The sequence below is a fragment of the Myroides phaeus genome (genome assembly GCF_009799805.1).
GTDB lineage: Bacteria > Bacteroidota > Bacteroidia > Flavobacteriales > Flavobacteriaceae > Flavobacterium > Flavobacterium phaeum_A.
Genome location: NZ_CP047050.1, coordinates 200,001 through 217,207, shown reverse-complemented (window position 1 = coordinate 217,207; position 17,207 = coordinate 200,001). Strand labels below are relative to the sequence as shown.

Annotated in this window: 3 protein-coding genes, 6 tRNA genes and 8 rRNA genes (1 of these 17 only partly in view); all 17 read left to right on the top strand. The window is 43.8% G+C overall.

Features of this window, described 5'->3' with window-relative positions; translation table 11 throughout:
* Positions 1 to 90: 90 nt before the first annotated feature.
* Entirely contained in the window at positions 91 to 678 is a 588-nt protein-coding gene (locus GQS07_RS00975; protein ID WP_233269293.1) for a cell wall assembly protein, read from the top strand.
* Positions 679 to 825: 147 nt separating this feature from the next.
* Entirely contained in the window at positions 826 to 1,176 is a 351-nt protein-coding gene (locus GQS07_RS00970; protein WP_158209248.1) for a CD225/dispanin family protein, read from the top strand.
* 3 nt (positions 1,177 to 1,179) lie between these two features.
* Positions 1,180 to 1,566 (top strand): DUF2752 domain-containing protein, encoded by a 387-nt coding sequence (locus GQS07_RS00965; RefSeq protein WP_158209247.1) that lies wholly within the window; start codon positions 1,180 to 1,182, stop codon positions 1,564 to 1,566.
* 1,208 nt (positions 1,567 to 2,774) lie between these two features.
* Positions 2,775 to 4,292, top strand: a 16S ribosomal RNA gene (locus GQS07_RS00960).
* A gap of 70 nt (positions 4,293 to 4,362) precedes the next feature.
* Positions 4,363 to 4,436 (top strand) — tRNA-Ile (locus GQS07_RS00955).
* A gap of 88 nt (positions 4,437 to 4,524) precedes the next feature.
* A tRNA-Ala gene (locus tag GQS07_RS00950) sits at positions 4,525 to 4,598 on the top strand.
* 145 nt (positions 4,599 to 4,743) lie between these two features.
* A 23S ribosomal RNA gene (locus tag GQS07_RS00945) occupies positions 4,744 to 7,632 on the top strand.
* A 143-nt stretch (positions 7,633 to 7,775) separates the two neighbouring features.
* Positions 7,776 to 7,885, top strand: a 5S ribosomal RNA gene (rrf, locus tag GQS07_RS00940).
* Between the two features lie 260 nt (positions 7,886 to 8,145).
* Positions 8,146 to 9,663, top strand: a 16S ribosomal RNA gene (locus GQS07_RS00935).
* Positions 9,664 to 9,733: 70 nt separating this feature from the next.
* Positions 9,734 to 9,807, top strand: a tRNA-Ile gene (locus tag GQS07_RS00930).
* An 88-nt stretch (positions 9,808 to 9,895) separates the two neighbouring features.
* Positions 9,896 to 9,969: transfer RNA gene (locus GQS07_RS00925), tRNA-Ala, on the top strand.
* A 115-nt stretch (positions 9,970 to 10,084) separates the two neighbouring features.
* Positions 10,085 to 12,973: ribosomal RNA gene (locus GQS07_RS00920) — 23S ribosomal RNA — on the top strand.
* Positions 12,974 to 13,116: 143 nt separating this feature from the next.
* Positions 13,117 to 13,226: ribosomal RNA gene (gene rrf, locus GQS07_RS00915) — 5S ribosomal RNA — on the top strand.
* Between the two features lie 260 nt (positions 13,227 to 13,486).
* Positions 13,487 to 15,004, top strand: a 16S ribosomal RNA gene (locus GQS07_RS00910).
* A gap of 70 nt (positions 15,005 to 15,074) precedes the next feature.
* A tRNA-Ile gene (locus tag GQS07_RS00905) sits at positions 15,075 to 15,148 on the top strand.
* 88 nt (positions 15,149 to 15,236) lie between these two features.
* A tRNA-Ala gene (locus GQS07_RS00900) sits at positions 15,237 to 15,310 on the top strand.
* A 115-nt stretch (positions 15,311 to 15,425) separates the two neighbouring features.
* Positions 15,426 to 17,207, top strand: a 23S ribosomal RNA gene (locus GQS07_RS00895); it runs 1,107 nt beyond the window's last position.
* The 16S, 23S and 5S rRNA genes sit together here with 6 tRNA genes alongside, the layout of an rRNA operon.

Here is a 17,207-nt window from a genome sequence, read left to right as displayed (position 1 = left end):
AATATAAGTAATAAGGTTATTTAAGGTAGACTTTATTACTTTAATTTATTTTTTAATTAAAAAAACTGTAAGCCTGGTAAAAAGGCAAAAATGAACAACACAATGGTAAAACAAGAATTTACTGCGTTATTTAAGGGGTATAAAATACCTAATGAATTAAAAAGCTTAATGGAATTTCAGTTATTAGACACTATTCCATCATATTATTCGAATGCACTTTATTTAATTGATGAAGATCCAGGCATTATAGAATCTTTTTCAGAGGATGTGGAATTTGTAAATTCTTTTATTCCTTTTGCAGAAGCTAATAGTACAGGAAGTATTTTTGCTTTTTGGGTAAAAAATGAAAACTTAGAAGAGTGTCCAATTGTTATTTTTGGAGATGAAGGAGGCGTTTTTATTGCGGCTAAGAATTTGAAAGAGCTTTTGCAAGTTGCAGCTTATGATGTAGAGCCAGTAATTTATGACGAGGAGTTTTATTTTTCTGATAAAGAGGAATTGATAGAGGAAGGAGAATATAGCAATGCAGAGTTTAATAAAGAGTATTTAGATTGGTTGAGAAACGACGCTAAGTTAAAACCTATTTTAACTATTGAAGATGTGGATGCAATCGTTAATGATGCTCAGAGTTTATTACAAGGAGATTTAGATGATTTCCTTAAGAAATACGCCAATTAATTATTTTAATGATAAACATACAAAAGAGAACTATTATAGTTCTCTTTTTTTGTGTTTAATTATCTGACGTTAAGGTACTTGCTTTAATAATTATTTGTTGTTTTATTTTTTGTAAAAATACTCTATATTGCGTTAAAATATTAAAGTATGGATTTAAATAGTTTTGAAACAACAGAAGTTATTTTAGAAAAGCCAAATAATTATATGGCTTTGTCAATAGTTTCTACCATTTTGAGTGTGTGTTCAATTTGGTGTTTAGGATTGATTTTAGGTATTATTGCAATTGTAATGTCAAGTCAATCTACAAGTAAATTTAATAATGGTGATTATAATGGTGCTGTTAAATCCGCGAAGACAGCTAAAATATTGTCAATTATTGCTTTAGTTTTAACCGCTGCAGGTATTACTGCTTATTATTTCTTTTTTCAAGAAGTTGGTGGTATAGAAGGTTTTCAAGAATTGATGCAACAAGCGATAGAGGAAGCCGAAAATCAATAAGATATGAGAAAATGGTGTGTTAGAATTTTGTTTTTCTTAATACCGATCTTATTAGTTTTTTACTATTATAATTTTTTTGGAAGTGAAGGAAGTACTGGTGTTGTTTGTATATTTAATAAACAAACAGGTTGGTTGTGTCCAGGATGTGGCGGACAACGTGCTCTACATTCTTTATTACACGGAAACTTTAGTGAAGCATTTCTGTTAAATCCTCTTATTTATATTTTACTTCCTTTGTTGGCATTTCTTTATTTTGCTTTGATAGAGGTATATTTATTAGGTAATAAAAAGTTTTTAGAGAAATATGCTATTCCTAATTGGTTTGCATATGTATTAATTATTCTTTTGGTGTTTTTTTTCGTTTTACGAAATGCAGATAAGATATTTTAAAAAAGAGTTCTCTTTGTTCTAAGAGAACTCTTTTTTTATAATTAGTAATAAGGGAACAAGTATTTTTAATGCAATAGGTGTTTATCTAATGAAGATTGATGCTGCAGGGGAGAAGGTGAGGTTTAAATTAGCTAAGAAATAAATGAAATAATATAGAATAAAAAGCCACTTAACGCTTGCGTTAAGTGGCTTTTTTGTTTGGCGTTAGTACAGGACCTCTTGCTTGGTTTTGTGATGGTAAGTAGTACAAATAGCTAATAGTATGGTGATTATTAGTAGTGAAAAAGGTTTTTACGAAGTTCTAATAAGAGCTCTTTTACAAGATTTATACTCTGAATAGCTTGTAAATACTGGGTTTCAGGCTGTTTTATAATAGTTTAGCGTGGTGCTTAGTCGTAGATAGCTCGTAGATAAGCCGTAGATGGTTCGCGAAAAAGGCCTTTAGGCGAGGTATCTACGACTCATCTCTGGTGTATCTCCGAACAATCTTCATTTAAGATAATGTAATTATTTTGAAAATCAGTATGTTATATTAAATATAGAAAAAAGTGGGACAGCGTTTATAGTGCATATGATGTCATTTGATAGCAAATGATATCAAAATAACCGCTTTATAATACCTGTAGAAGTAATATAGGTAACTTTGTACTATATATAAGGAGAGTAATAAGAATGCATATATATAATGAGGAATAACTTTAATAAAGAAGTCCAGACCTATTTGAACCAATAAAAACAAAAAGTAAAAAAACTTTCAGAGGTAAGAAGCAACATAACAACAGGTTATAAAAAACCTTTCAAAAAAGGAGTTGTAAAGTTTGGAAATAGCGAAAAAGATGCTACTTTTGCATCCGCATTACAGCAGACGATCATACACAGATAGTGAAGGAGTAAAGATAAAAAAGTAACGTTATTTCGCTTTGAAAAAAATAAGAAATTAAATTTGGATAAGTAAAAAATAAGGTTGTATCTTTGCAGTCCGTTTCAGTAAATACGGTGGTTTAGCGACAAAAACAAATTGAAATTTATTTTAAAAAAGTTTTGCTAAATCAAAAAAGTTATTTACTTTTGCACTCGCTTTGAAACACAAGTGAGGTTATAATTAAGAAGACACGTTCATAGACATATTGGATTGACAGCAAAAATTAAGAGAGTAAGGCAAATGTTTACATTTGAATTAACTTGCTAATTAACGAAATTAAAAATATACGATGAAGAGTTTGATCCTGGCTCAGGATGAACGCTAGCGGCAGGCCTAACACATGCAAGTCGAGGGGTATATTGAGCTTGCTTAATAGAGACCGGCGCACGGGTGAGTAACGCGTATGTAACCTACCTTCTACAGGGGAATAGCCCGAAGAAATTCGGATTAATGCTCCATGGTTTAATTGGATGGCATCATTTGATTAATAAAGATTTATCGGTAGAAGATGGGCATGCGTATCATTAGCTAGTTGGTGTGGTAACGGCATACCAAGGCAACGATGATTAGGGGTCCTGAGAGGGAGATCCCCCACACTGGTACTGAGACACGGACCAGACTCCTACGGGAGGCAGCAGTGAGGAATATTGGTCAATGGAGGCAACTCTGAACCAGCCATGCCGCGTGCAGGATGACGGTCCTATGGATTGTAAACTGCTTTTGTACAGGAAGAAACCTCGCTACGTGTAGTGATTTGACGGTACTGTAAGAATAAGGATCGGCTAACTCCGTGCCAGCAGCCGCGGTAATACGGAGGATCCGAGCGTTATCCGGAATTATTGGGTTTAAAGGGTTCGTAGGCGGTTGGATAAGTCAGTGGTGAAATTTCTTAGCTTAACTAAGACCCGGCCATTGATACTGTTTGACTTGAATAGTATGGAAGTAACTAGAATATGTAGTGTAGCGGTGAAATGCTTAGATATTACATGGAATACCAATTGCGAAGGCAGGTTACTACGTACTTATTGACGCTGATGAACGAAAGCGTGGGGAGCGAACAGGATTAGATACCCTGGTAGTCCACGCCGTAAACGATGGATACTAGCTGTTCGGTTTTCGGACTGAGTGGCTAAGCGAAAGTGATAAGTATCCCACCTGGGGAGTACGTTCGCAAGAATGAAACTCAAAGGAATTGACGGGGGCCCGCACAAGCGGTGGAGCATGTGGTTTAATTCGATGATACGCGAGGAACCTTACCAGGGCTTAAATGTAGATTGACAGGTTTGGAAACAGACTTTTCTTCGGACAATTTACAAGGTGCTGCATGGTTGTCGTCAGCTCGTGCCGTGAGGTGTCAGGTTAAGTCCTATAACGAGCGCAACCCCTATTGTTAGTTACCAGCGAGTAATGTCGGGAACTCTAGCAAGACTGCCGGTGCAAACCGTGAGGAAGGTGGGGATGACGTCAAATCATCACGGCCCTTACGTCCTGGGCTACACACGTGCTACAATGGTCAGTACAGAAAGCAGCTACCTGGCGACAGGATGCGAATCTCAAAAGCTGATCACAGTTCGGATTGGAGTCTGCAACTCGACTCCATGAAGCTGGAATCGCTAGTAATCGGATATCAGCCATGATCCGGTGAATACGTTCCCGGGCCTTGTACACACCGCCCGTCAAGCCATGGAAGCTGGGGGTACCTGAAGTCGGTGACCGCAAGGAGCTGCCTAGGGTAAAACTGGTAACTAGGGCTAAGTCGTAACAAGGTAGCCGTACCGGAAGGTGCGGCTGGAACACCTCCTTTCTAGAGAAAAAATTAGTAATTAATACTTTACTCTCGCTGTTAGTTCAAAATACAACACTTAAGTATACAGAGTCTCGTAGCTCAGCTGGTTAGAGTACTACACTGATAATGTAGGGGTCGGCAGTTCGAGTCTGCCCGGGACTACTAATACATTAAGGGTTTAAAAGGAAATTATAGAGGTTGCGTTATCCACAACCCAATGGAAGCAGATAACACAAATATCTATATCTATGGGGGATTAGCTCAGCTGGCTAGAGCGCCTGCCTTGCACGCAGGAGGTCATCGGTTCGACTCCGATATTCTCCACAACGGCATAAGTCAAAGCTGATATACTTATCAGTTATGATTGCCACAACGATCATTGACATATTGAGATACTTAACTAATACAGTTAGAAAAGAATCAAAAATAATAAAATTTATAGAAAGTACGATTCGAAAGAATTGTAAGCACATAAGCAAAATAAGGGCGTATGGGGAATGCCTAGGCTCTCAGAGGCGAAGAAGGACGTGATAAGCTGCGAAAAGCTACGGGGATCGGCACACACGACTTGATCCGTAGATATCCGAATGGGGCAACCCAGTATGTTGAAGACATATTATCCTAATAGGAGGCGAACCTGCTGAACTGAAACATCTAAGTAGGCAGAGGAGAAGAAAACAAAAGTGATTCCGCAAGTAGTGGCGAGCGAACGCGGAATAGCCCAAACCAATGTTGTTACGGCAATATTGGGGTTGTAGGACCACGATATTTCTTGCGGATTTAATTAGAATTACCTGGAAAGGTAAACCAAAGAGGGTGATAGTCCCGTACAAGTAAGAGAAGATAAGAATAGTGGTATCCTGAGTAGGTCGGGGCACGTGAAACCTTGATTGAATCCGGCGGGACCATCCGCCAAGGCTAAATACTCCTGAGAGACCGATAGTGAACCAGTACCGTGAGGGAAAGGTGAAAAGAACCGTGAATAACGGAGTGAAATAGATCCTGAAACCATACGCCTACAAGCGGTCGGAGCCCATTCGTTGGGTGACGGCGTGCCTTTTGCATAATGAGCCTACGAGTTACCGTTGCTGGCAAGGATAAGGACTTCAGGTCTGGATCCGTAGCGAAAGCGAGTCTTAATAGGGCGCTTTAGTCAGTAGTGGTAGACGCGAAACCGTGTGATCTACCCATGGGCAGGTTGAAGTTTAGGTAACACTAAATGGAGGACCGAACCGTTTAACGCTGAAAAGTTTTCGGATGACCTGTGGGTAGGGGTGAAAGGCCAATCAAACTCGGAAATAGCTCGTACTCCCCGAAATGCATTTAGGTGCAGCGATAATCGATAGTTACTTAGAGGTAGAGCTACTGATTGGATGCGGGGGCTTCACCGCCTACCAATTCCTGACAAACTCCGAATGCTAAGTAATGATAATTATCAGTGAGGGCATGGGTGCTAAGGTCCATGTCCGAGAGGGAAAGAACCCAGACCATCAGCTAAGGTCCCCAAATGTATGCTAAGTTGAAAAAACGCGGTTTGATTGCCCAGACAGCTAGGATGTTGGCTTGGAAGCAGCCATTCATTTAAAGAGTGCGTAACAGCTCACTAGTCGAGCGATCGAGCATGGATAATAATCGGGCATAAGTATACTACCGAAGCTATGGATTTACGCTTAATGCGTGAGTGGTAGGGGAGCATTCTAACGGGGTTGAAGGTGATTTGTGAGAATTGCTGGACCTTTTAGAAAAGAAAATGTAGGCATAAGTAACGATAATGCGGGCGAGAAACCCGCACGCCGTAAGACTAAGGTTTCCTCAGCTATGCTAATCAGCTGAGGGTTAGTCGGGACCTAAGGCACACCCGAAGGGGGACGTCGATGGCCAACGGGTTAATATTCCCGTACTACTTATAACAGTGATGGAGTGACACAGTGATGAAAGCACCGCGAACTGACGGAATAGTTCGTTGAAGCACGTACCTATAGGTCTGATAGTAAAATGCGTCGGACTTGGAGAAATGCGATAGTACTCGGAGTCTACGGACGAAGAGATAGTGTGCCTAAGGGCTGTCAAGAAAAGCTTCTAAACTTAGGTTATAAGTACCCGTACCGTAAACCGACACAGGTAGTCGAGGAGAGTATCCTAAGGCGCTCGAGAGATTCATGGCTAAGGAACTAGGCAAAATAGACCTGTAACTTCGGGAGAAAGGTCGCCAGCGCAAGCTGGCCGCAGTGAAAAGGTCCAGGCGACTGTTTATCAAAAACACAGGGCTCTGCAAAATCGTAAGATGAAGTATAGGGCCTGACACCTGCCCGGTGCTGGAAGGTTAAGAGGAGATGTTATCGGTGAGTAATTGTTGAGAAGCATTGAATTGAAGCCCCAGTAAACGGCGGCCGTAACTATAACGGTCCTAAGGTAGCGAAATTCCTTGTCGGGTAAGTTCCGACCTGCACGAATGGTGTAACGATCTGGACACTGTCTCAGCCATGAGCTCGGTGAAATTGTAGTATCGGTGAAGATGCCGATTACCCGCAGTGGGACGAAAAGACCCTGTGCACCTTTACTATAGCTTAGTATTGTTCTTGGATAAGTGATGTGTAGGATAGGTGGGAGACTTTGAAGTGGCGTCGCTAGGCGTTGTGGAGTCATTGTTGAAATACCACCCTTTGCTTATTTGAGATCTAACTTCCGTAAGGAAGGACATTGCTTGGTGGGTAGTTTGACTGGGGTGGTCGCCTCCAAAAGAGTAACGGAGGCTTCTAAAGGTTCCCTCAGCACGCTTGGTAACCGTGCGTAGAGTGCAATGGTATAAGGGAGCTTGACTGAGAGACAAACAAGTCGATCAGGTACGAAAGTAGAGCATAGTGATCCGGTGGTTCCGCATGGAAGGGCCATCGCTCAAAGGATAAAAGGTACGCCGGGGATAACAGGCTGATCTCCCCCAAGAGCTCATATCGACGGGGGGGTTTGGCACCTCGATGTCGGCTCGTCACATCCTGGGGCTGGAGAAGGTCCCAAGGGTTGGGCTGTTCGCCCATTAAAGTGGCACGCGAGCTGGGTTCAGAACGTCGTGAGACAGTTCGGTCTCTATCTACTGTGGGCGTTAGAAATTTGAGTGGATCTGATTCTAGTACGAGAGGACCGATTTGGACCAACCTCTAGTGCATCTGTTGTCTCGCCAGGGGCATCGCAGAGTAGCTACGTTGGGAAGGGATAAGCGCTGAAAGCATATAAGTGCGAAACCCACCACAAGATGAGATTTCTTTAAAGGGTCGTGGAAGATGACCACGTTGATAGGCTATAGATGTAAAGACAGTAATGTCAAAGTCGAGTAGTACTAATAACCCGTAAGCTTATGTGTATCTCTCCCTGATTAAATTCAGGGAGAGGGCAACTTTCTAAGCAATAAATTGGATAATAGATTCAAATCAAAAAGTACTGTATAGTATAAAGTTAAGTAACTTAATATAAAAATATTAGTTATCCGTAGGGTAACAACCGATTTAAGGTGGTTATTGCAGCGGGGCTCACCTCTTCCCATTTCGAACAGAGAAGTTAAGCCCGCTAGCGCAGATGGTACTGCTAACCAGTGGGAGAGTATGACACCGCCTTTCTTTTGAAATCCTTGCTGATTTCCAGCAAGGATTTTTTTATCTACTTACATATCGTAAAAATTATAACTTTATAAAAAAAGAGTAAATTTAATTTGCTTTATAAAAATAAAGGTTATACTTTTGCACTCGCTTTGAAACACAAGTGGGATTATAAATAAGAAGACACGTTCATAGACATATTGGATTGACAGCAAAAATTAAGAGAGTAAGGCAAATGTTTACATTTGAATTAACTTGCTAATTAACGAAATTAAAAATATACGATGAAGAGTTTGATCCTGGCTCAGGATGAACGCTAGCGGCAGGCCTAACACATGCAAGTCGAGGGGTATATTGAGCTTGCTTAATAGAGACCGGCGCACGGGTGAGTAACGCGTATGCAACCTACCTTCTACAGGGGAATAGCCCGAAGAAATTCGGATTAATGCTCCATGGTTTAATTGGATGGCATCATTTGATTAATAAAGATTTATCGGTAGAAGATGGGCATGCGTATCATTAGCTAGTTGGTGTGGTAACGGCATACCAAGGCAACGATGATTAGGGGTCCTGAGAGGGAGATCCCCCACACTGGTACTGAGACACGGACCAGACTCCTACGGGAGGCAGCAGTGAGGAATATTGGTCAATGGAGGCAACTCTGAACCAGCCATGCCGCGTGCAGGATGACGGTCCTATGGATTGTAAACTGCTTTTGTACAGGAAGAAACCTCGCTACGTGTAGTGATTTGACGGTACTGTAAGAATAAGGATCGGCTAACTCCGTGCCAGCAGCCGCGGTAATACGGAGGATCCGAGCGTTATCCGGAATTATTGGGTTTAAAGGGTTCGTAGGCGGTTGGATAAGTCAGTGGTGAAATTTCTTAGCTTAACTAAGACCCGGCCATTGATACTGTTTGACTTGAATAGTATGGAAGTAACTAGAATATGTAGTGTAGCGGTGAAATGCTTAGATATTACATGGAATACCAATTGCGAAGGCAGGTTACTACGTACTTATTGACGCTGATGAACGAAAGCGTGGGGAGCGAACAGGATTAGATACCCTGGTAGTCCACGCCGTAAACGATGGATACTAGCTGTTCGGTTTTCGGACTGAGTGGCTAAGCGAAAGTGATAAGTATCCCACCTGGGGAGTACGTTCGCAAGAATGAAACTCAAAGGAATTGACGGGGGCCCGCACAAGCGGTGGAGCATGTGGTTTAATTCGATGATACGCGAGGAACCTTACCAGGGCTTAAATGTAGATTGACAGGTTTGGAAACAGACTTTTCTTCGGACAATTTACAAGGTGCTGCATGGTTGTCGTCAGCTCGTGCCGTGAGGTGTCAGGTTAAGTCCTATAACGAGCGCAACCCCTATTGTTAGTTACCAGCGAGTAATGTCGGGAACTCTAGCAAGACTGCCGGTGCAAACCGTGAGGAAGGTGGGGATGACGTCAAATCATCACGGCCCTTACGTCCTGGGCTACACACGTGCTACAATGGTCAGTACAGAAAGCAGCTACCTGGCGACAGGATGCGAATCTCAAAAGCTGATCACAGTTCGGATTGGAGTCTGCAACTCGACTCCATGAAGCTGGAATCGCTAGTAATCGGATATCAGCCATGATCCGGTGAATACGTTCCCGGGCCTTGTACACACCGCCCGTCAAGCCATGGAAGCTGGGGGTACCTGAAGTCGGTGACCGCAAGGAGCTGCCTAGGGTAAAACTGGTAACTAGGGCTAAGTCGTAACAAGGTAGCCGTACCGGAAGGTGCGGCTGGAACACCTCCTTTCTAGAGAAAAAATTAGTAATTAATACTTTACTCTCGCTGTTAGTTCAAAAAACAACACTTAAGTATACAGAGTCTCGTAGCTCAGCTGGTTAGAGTACTACACTGATAATGTAGGGGTCGGCAGTTCGAGTCTGCCCGGGACTACTAATACATTAAGGGTTTAAAAGGAAATTATAGAGGTTGCGTTATCCACAACCCAATGGAAGCAGATAACACAAATATCTATATCTATGGGGGATTAGCTCAGCTGGCTAGAGCGCCTGCCTTGCACGCAGGAGGTCATCGGTTCGACTCCGATATTCTCCACAAGAACGCAAGTTCAAAACGATCATTGACATATTGAGATACTTAACTAATACAGTTAGAAAAGAATCAAAAATAATAAAATTTATAGAAAGTACGATTCGAAAGAATTGTAAGCACATAAGCAAAATAAGGGCGTATGGGGAATGCCTAGGCTCTCAGAGGCGAAGAAGGACGTGATAAGCTGCGAAAAGCTACGGGGATCGGCACACACGACTTGATCCGTAGATATCCGAATGGGGCAACCCAGTATGTTGAAGACATATTATCCTAATAGGAGGCGAACCTGCTGAACTGAAACATCTAAGTAGGCAGAGGAGAAGAAAACAAAAGTGATTCCGCAAGTAGTGGCGAGCGAACGCGGAATAGCCCAAACCAATGTTGTTACGGCAATATTGGGGTTGTAGGACCACGATATTTCTTGCGGATTTAATTAGAATTACCTGGAAAGGTAAACCAAAGAGGGTGATAGTCCCGTACAAGTAAGAGAAGATAAGAATAGTGGTATCCTGAGTAGGTCGGGGCACGTGAAACCTTGATTGAATCCGGCGGGACCATCCGCCAAGGCTAAATACTCCTGAGAGACCGATAGTGAACCAGTACCGTGAGGGAAAGGTGAAAAGAACCGTGAATAACGGAGTGAAATAGATCCTGAAACCATACGCCTACAAGCGGTCGGAGCCCATTCGTTGGGTGACGGCGTGCCTTTTGCATAATGAGCCTACGAGTTACCGTTGCTGGCAAGGATAAGGACTTCAGGTCTGGATCCGTAGCGAAAGCGAGTCTTAATAGGGCGCTTTAGTCAGTAGTGGTAGACGCGAAACCGTGTGATCTACCCATGGGCAGGTTGAAGTTTAGGTAACACTAAATGGAGGACCGAACCGTTTAACGCTGAAAAGTTTTCGGATGACCTGTGGGTAGGGGTGAAAGGCCAATCAAACTCGGAAATAGCTCGTACTCCCCGAAATGCATTTAGGTGCAGCGATAATCGATAGTTACTTAGAGGTAGAGCTACTGATTGGATGCGGGGGCTTCACCGCCTACCAATTCCTGACAAACTCCGAATGCTAAGTAATGATAATTATCAGTGAGGGCATGGGTGCTAAGGTCCATGTCCGAGAGGGAAAGAACCCAGACCATCAGCTAAGGTCCCCAAATGTATGCTAAGTTGAAAAAACGCGGTTTGATTGCCCAGACAGCTAGGATGTTGGCTTGGAAGCAGCCATTCATTTAAAGAGTGCGTAACAGCTCACTAGTCGAGCGATCGAGCATGGATAATAATCGGGCATAAGTATACTACCGAAGCTATGGATTTACGCTTAATGCGTGAGTGGTAGGGGAGCATTCTAACGGGGTTGAAGGTGATTTGTGAGAATTGCTGGACCTTTTAGAAAAGAAAATGTAGGCATAAGTAACGATAATGCGGGCGAGAAACCCGCACGCCGTAAGACTAAGGTTTCCTCAGCTATGCTAATCAGCTGAGGGTTAGTCGGGACCTAAGGCACACCCGAAGGGGGACGTCGATGGCCAACGGGTTAATATTCCCGTACTACTTATAACAGTGATGGAGTGACACAGTGATGAAAGCACCGCGAACTGACGGAATAGTTCGTTGAAGCACGTACCTATAGGTCTGATAGTAAAATGCGTCGGACTTGGAGAAATGCGATAGTACTCGGAGTCTACGGACGAAGAGATAGTGTGCCTAAGGGCTGTCAAGAAAAGCTTCTAAACTTAGGTTATAAGTACCCGTACCGTAAACCGACACAGGTAGTCGAGGAGAGTATCCTAAGGCGCTCGAGAGATTCATGGCTAAGGAACTAGGCAAAATAGACCTGTAACTTCGGGAGAAAGGTCGCCAGCGCAAGCTGGCCGCAGTGAAAAGGTCCAGGCGACTGTTTATCAAAAACACAGGGCTCTGCAAAATCGTAAGATGAAGTATAGGGCCTGACACCTGCCCGGTGCTGGAAGGTTAAGAGGAGATGTTATCGGTGAGTAATTGTTGAGAAGCATTGAATTGAAGCCCCAGTAAACGGCGGCCGTAACTATAACGGTCCTAAGGTAGCGAAATTCCTTGTCGGGTAAGTTCCGACCTGCACGAATGGTGTAACGATCTGGACACTGTCTCAGCCATGAGCTCGGTGAAATTGTAGTATCGGTGAAGATGCCGATTACCCGCAGTGGGACGAAAAGACCCTGTGCACCTTTACTATAGCTTAGTATTGTTCTTGGATAAGTGATGTGTAGGATAGGTGGGAGACTTTGAAGTGGCGTCGCTAGGCGTTGTGGAGTCATTGTTGAAATACCACCCTTTGCTTATTTGAGATCTAACTTCCGTAAGGAAGGACATTGCTTGGTGGGTAGTTTGACTGGGGTGGTCGCCTCCAAAAGAGTAACGGAGGCTTCTAAAGGTTCCCTCAGCACGCTTGGTAACCGTGCGTAGAGTGCAATGGTATAAGGGAGCTTGACTGAGAGACAAACAAGTCGATCAGGTACGAAAGTAGAGCATAGTGATCCGGTGGTTCCGCATGGAAGGGCCATCGCTCAAAGGATAAAAGGTACGCCGGGGATAACAGGCTGATCTCCCCCAAGAGCTCATATCGACGGGGGGGTTTGGCACCTCGATGTCGGCTCGTCACATCCTGGGGCTGGAGAAGGTCCCAAGGGTTGGGCTGTTCGCCCATTAAAGTGGCACGCGAGCTGGGTTCAGAACGTCGTGAGACAGTTCGGTCTCTATCTACTGTGGGCGTTAGAAATTTGAGTGGATCTGATTCTAGTACGAGAGGACCGATTTGGACCAACCTCTAGTGCATCTGTTGTCTCGCCAGGGGCATCGCAGAGTAGCTACGTTGGGAAGGGATAAGCGCTGAAAGCATATAAGTGCGAAACCCACCACAAGATGAGATTTCTTTAAAGGGTCGTGGAAGATGACCACGTTGATAGGCTATAGATGTAAAGACAGTAATGTCAAAGTCGAGTAGTACTAATAACCCGTAAGCTTATGTGTATCTCTCCCTGATTAAATTCAGGGAGAGGGCAACTTTCTAAGCAATAAATTGGATAATAGATTCAAATCAAAAAGTACTGTATAGTATAAAGTTAAGTAACTTAATATAAAAATATTAGTTATCCGTAGGGTAACAACCGATTTAAGGTGGTTATTGCAGCGGGGCTCACCTCTTCCCATTTCGAACAGAGAAGTTAAGCCCGCTAGCGCAGATGGTACTGCTAACCAGTGGGAGAGTATGACACCGCCTTTCTTTTGAAATCCTTGCTGATTTCCAGCAAGGATTTTTTTATCTACTTACATATCGTAAAAATTATAACTTTATAAAAAAAGAGTAAATTTAATTTGCTTTATAAAAATAAAGGTTATACTTTTGCACTCGCTTTGAAACACAAGTGGGATTATAAATAAGAAGACACGTTCATAGACATATTGGATTGACAGCAAAAATTAAGAGAGTAAGGCAAATGTTTACATTTGAATTAACTTGCTAATTAACGAAATTAAAAATATACGATGAAGAGTTTGATCCTGGCTCAGGATGAACGCTAGCGGCAGGCCTAACACATGCAAGTCGAGGGGTATATTGAGCTTGCTTAATAGAGACCGGCGCACGGGTGAGTAACGCGTATGCAACCTACCTTCTACAGGGGAATAGCCCGAAGAAATTCGGATTAATGCTCCATGGTTTAATTGGATGGCATCATTTGATTAATAAAGATTTATCGGTAGAAGATGGGCATGCGTATCATTAGCTAGTTGGTGTGGTAACGGCATACCAAGGCAACGATGATTAGGGGTCCTGAGAGGGAGATCCCCCACACTGGTACTGAGACACGGACCAGACTCCTACGGGAGGCAGCAGTGAGGAATATTGGTCAATGGAGGCAACTCTGAACCAGCCATGCCGCGTGCAGGATGACGGTCCTATGGATTGTAAACTGCTTTTGTACAGGAAGAAACCTCGCTACGTGTAGTGATTTGACGGTACTGTAAGAATAAGGATCGGCTAACTCCGTGCCAGCAGCCGCGGTAATACGGAGGATCCGAGCGTTATCCGGAATTATTGGGTTTAAAGGGTTCGTAGGCGGTTGGATAAGTCAGTGGTGAAATTTCTTAGCTTAACTAAGACCCGGCCATTGATACTGTTTGACTTGAATAGTATGGAAGTAACTAGAATATGTAGTGTAGCGGTGAAATGCTTAGATATTACATGGAATACCAATTGCGAAGGCAGGTTACTACGTACTTATTGACGCTGATGAACGAAAGCGTGGGGAGCGAACAGGATTAGATACCCTGGTAGTCCACGCCGTAAACGATGGATACTAGCTGTTCGGTTTTCGGACTGAGTGGCTAAGCGAAAGTGATAAGTATCCCACCTGGGGAGTACGTTCGCAAGAATGAAACTCAAAGGAATTGACGGGGGCCCGCACAAGCGGTGGAGCATGTGGTTTAATTCGATGATACGCGAGGAACCTTACCAGGGCTTAAATGTAGATTGACAGGTTTGGAAACAGACTTTTCTTCGGACAATTTACAAGGTGCTGCATGGTTGTCGTCAGCTCGTGCCGTGAGGTGTCAGGTTAAGTCCTATAACGAGCGCAACCCCTATTGTTAGTTACCAGCGAGTAATGTCGGGAACTCTAGCAAGACTGCCGGTGCAAACCGTGAGGAAGGTGGGGATGACGTCAAATCATCACGGCCCTTACGTCCTGGGCTACACACGTGCTACAATGGTCAGTACAGAAAGCAGCTACCTGGCGACAGGATGCGAATCTCAAAAGCTGATCACAGTTCGGATTGGAGTCTGCAACTCGACTCCATGAAGCTGGAATCGCTAGTAATCGGATATCAGCCATGATCCGGTGAATACGTTCCCGGGCCTTGTACACACCGCCCGTCAAGCCATGGAAGCTGGGGGTACCTGAAGTCGGTGACCGCAAGGAGCTGCCTAGGGTAAAACTGGTAACTAGGGCTAAGTCGTAACAAGGTAGCCGTACCGGAAGGTGCGGCTGGAACACCTCCTTTCTAGAGAAAAAATTAGTAATTAATACTTTACTCTCGCTGTTAGTTCAAAATACAACACTTAAGTATACAGAGTCTCGTAGCTCAGCTGGTTAGAGTACTACACTGATAATGTAGGGGTCGGCAGTTCGAGTCTGCCCGGGACTACTAATACATTAAGGGTTTAAAAGGAAATTATAGAGGTTGCGTTATCCACAACCCAATGGAAGCAGATAACACAAATATCTATATCTATGGGGGATTAGCTCAGCTGGCTAGAGCGCCTGCCTTGCACGCAGGAGGTCATCGGTTCGACTCCGATATTCTCCACAAGAACGCAAGTTCAAAACGATCATTGACATATTGAGATACTTAACTAATACAGTTAGAAAAGAATCAAAAATAATAAAATTTATAGAAAGTACGATTCGAAAGAATTGTAAGCACATAAGCAAAATAAGGGCGTATGGGGAATGCCTAGGCTCTCAGAGGCGAAGAAGGACGTGATAAGCTGCGAAAAGCTACGGGGATCGGCACACACGACTTGATCCGTAGATATCCGAATGGGGCAACCCAGTATGTTGAAGACATATTATCCTAATAGGAGGCGAACCTGCTGAACTGAAACATCTAAGTAGGCAGAGGAGAAGAAAACAAAAGTGATTCCGCAAGTAGTGGCGAGCGAACGCGGAATAGCCCAAACCAATGTTGTTACGGCAATATTGGGGTTGTAGGACCACGATATTTCTTGCGGATTTAATTAGAATTACCTGGAAAGGTAAACCAAAGAGGGTGATAGTCCCGTACAAGTAAGAGAAGATAAGAATAGTGGTATCCTGAGTAGGTCGGGGCACGTGAAACCTTGATTGAATCCGGCGGGACCATCCGCCAAGGCTAAATACTCCTGAGAGACCGATAGTGAACCAGTACCGTGAGGGAAAGGTGAAAAGAACCGTGAATAACGGAGTGAAATAGATCCTGAAACCATACGCCTACAAGCGGTCGGAGCCCATTCGTTGGGTGACGGCGTGCCTTTTGCATAATGAGCCTACGAGTTACCGTTGCTGGCAAGGATAAGGACTTCAGGTCTGGATCCGTAGCGAAAGCGAGTCTTAATAGGGCGCTTTAGTCAGTAGTGGTAGACGCGAAACCGTGTGATCTACCCATGGGCAGGTTGAAGTTTAGGTAACACTAAATGGAGGACCGAACCGTTTAACGCTGAAAAGTTTTCGGATGACCTGTGGGTAGGGGTGAAAGGCCAATCAAACTCGGAAATAGCTCGTACTCCCCGAAATGCATTTAGGTGCAGCGATAATCGATAGTTACTTAGAGGTAGAGCTACTGATTGGATGCGGGGGCTTCACCGCCTACCAATTCCTGACAAACTCCGAATGCTAAGTAATGATAATTATCAGTGAGGGCATGGGTGCTAAGGTCCATGTCCGAGAGGGAAAGAACCCAGACCATCAGCTAAGGTCCCCAAATGTATGCTAAGTTGAAAAAACGCGGTTTGATTGCCCAGACAGCTAGGATGTTGGCTTGGAAGCAGCCATTCATTTAAAGAGTGCGTAACAGCTCACTAGTCGAGCGATCGAGCATGGATAATAATCGGGCATAAGTATACTACCGAAGCTATGGATTTACGCTTAATGCGTGAGTGGTAGGGGAGCATTCTAACGGGGTTGAAGGTGATTTGTGAGAATTGCTGGACCTTTTAGAAAAGAAAATGTAGGCATAAGTAACGATAATGCGGGCGAGAAACCCGCACGCCGTAAGACTAAGGTTTCCTCAGCTATGCTAATCAGCTGAGGGTTAGTCGGGACCTAAGGCACACCCGAAGGGGGACGTCGATGGCCAACGGGTTAATATTCCCGTACTACTTATAACAGTGATGGAGTGACACAGTGATGAAAGCACCGCGAACTGACGGAATAGTTCGTTGAAGCACGTACCTATAGGTCTGATAGTAAAATGCGTCGGACTTGGAGAAATGCGATAGTACTCGGAGTCTACGGACGAAGAGATAGTGTGCCTAAGGGCTGTCAAGAAAAGCTTCTAAACTTAGGTTATAAGTACCCGTACCGTAAACCGACACAGGTAGTCGAGGAGAGTATCCTAAGGCGCTCGAGAGATTCATGGCTAAGGAACTAGGCAAAATAGACCTGTAACTTCGGGAGAAAGGTCGCCAGCGCAAGCTGGCCGCAGTGAAAAGGTCCAGGCGACTGTT

What these genes read in the sequence shown, in the direction of transcription:
- GQS07_RS00970 (WP_158209248.1), top strand. Translation starts at nt 826, where the DNA reads ATGGATTTAAATAGTTTTGAAACAACAGAAGTTATTTTAGAAAAGCCA.
- GQS07_RS00975 (WP_233269293.1), top strand. Translation starts at nt 91, where the DNA reads ATGAACAACACAATGGTAAAACAAGAATTTACTGCGTTATTTAAGGGG.
- GQS07_RS00965 (WP_158209247.1), top strand. Translation starts at nt 1,180, where the DNA reads ATGAGAAAATGGTGTGTTAGAATTTTGTTTTTCTTAATACCGATCTTA.